The organism is Chromohalobacter sp. 48-RD10, from assembly GCF_029889785.1.
GTDB lineage: Bacteria > Pseudomonadota > Gammaproteobacteria > Pseudomonadales > Halomonadaceae > Chromohalobacter.
This window is the reverse complement of record NZ_JARANX010000182.1, coordinates 1-921: the sequence shown is the minus strand read 5'-3', so window position 1 is coordinate 921 and position 921 is coordinate 1. Positions and strand designations below refer to the sequence as shown.

General features: G+C 60.6%; 2 protein-coding genes. Both read right to left on the bottom strand.

What is annotated here, in order from left to right; genetic code table 11:
- Positions 1 to 509 (bottom strand): glycerophosphodiester phosphodiesterase family protein (locus tag OP496_RS18100; protein WP_280565358.1); only part of this gene is annotated, 509 nt, incomplete at its 3' end.
- A 109-nt stretch (positions 510 to 618) separates the two neighbouring features.
- A partial coding sequence (locus OP496_RS18095) for a hypothetical protein (protein WP_280565355.1) occupies positions 619 to 921 on the bottom strand: 303 nt, incomplete at its 5' end.

Genomic DNA, 921 nt, shown 5'->3' with positions numbered 1-921 from the left:
AGGGCGTCTTGAAGCTCGGGATAGTCCTTGGGTGACTTGGTCTCGATGTAGTAGCGCACGTCCTGGCCGTAGCGGTCGATGATCTGATCGAGAGTGAGCATCTTGGCGCCGGCGTAGGCGTCGTCGGCGTATTCCGGGTGGGCTTCGTTGAACCAACTGCCGGCGTCGAGTGACTTGAGTTCGTCGAGGCTGTGTTCCTTCACCGGCCCTTGGCCATCGGTAGTGCGCTCTAGGGTAGTGTCGTGGATGGCCATCAGGTGCCCATCGGCACTCATGTGCACGTCCAGTTCGATGTAGTCGGCACCCATCGCGCGTGCTTTGTCGTAGGCGTACCAGGTATGTTCCGGTGCGTAACCGCTGGCACCGCGGTGGGCGATGACTTGAACGTTATTGTGAAGATCCTGGCGCTGCTGTTCGAGCGCATCGGCTTGGGCGGTCATGGAGGCCAAAAGCGTGGCGCTGCCGAGCAGGGCCAGCATGGACGAAAGCACAGGGCGAAGCGTTGACATGGTCATCCTTTTGTTGCGTGTTTACGCAGCAATCTAACCGGGGCAGGTGACTTCCTGCAATTCGATGCCGACAAATGGTAGCGACCCGCATTGAGCGTCTCTCTATCCCTCAGTCCTGTTCATCCTCGATTGCAGGTTCCAGGGCGCGCTTGTCGTCTGGAAGGCGGACGACATCGCCGATGCTGAGATCGCCGTGGTTTTGGTGACGCGTGCCTTGGGTGTCGATGAGGGCGGCGACCTTGCCGATGCTGAGGGCGTCGTCTTCGCGGTAGGCTTCGACCTCGACGCGTACCACCATGCCTTGATAGCGGGCAGAGAGCATCATGCCGGGGTAGGGTTGGACTTCGTGCTGCTTGTCGCTGGCGTAGTGGCGGGTCACGCTGGCGTTGCCGGGAGCGTCCCAATCGATGTG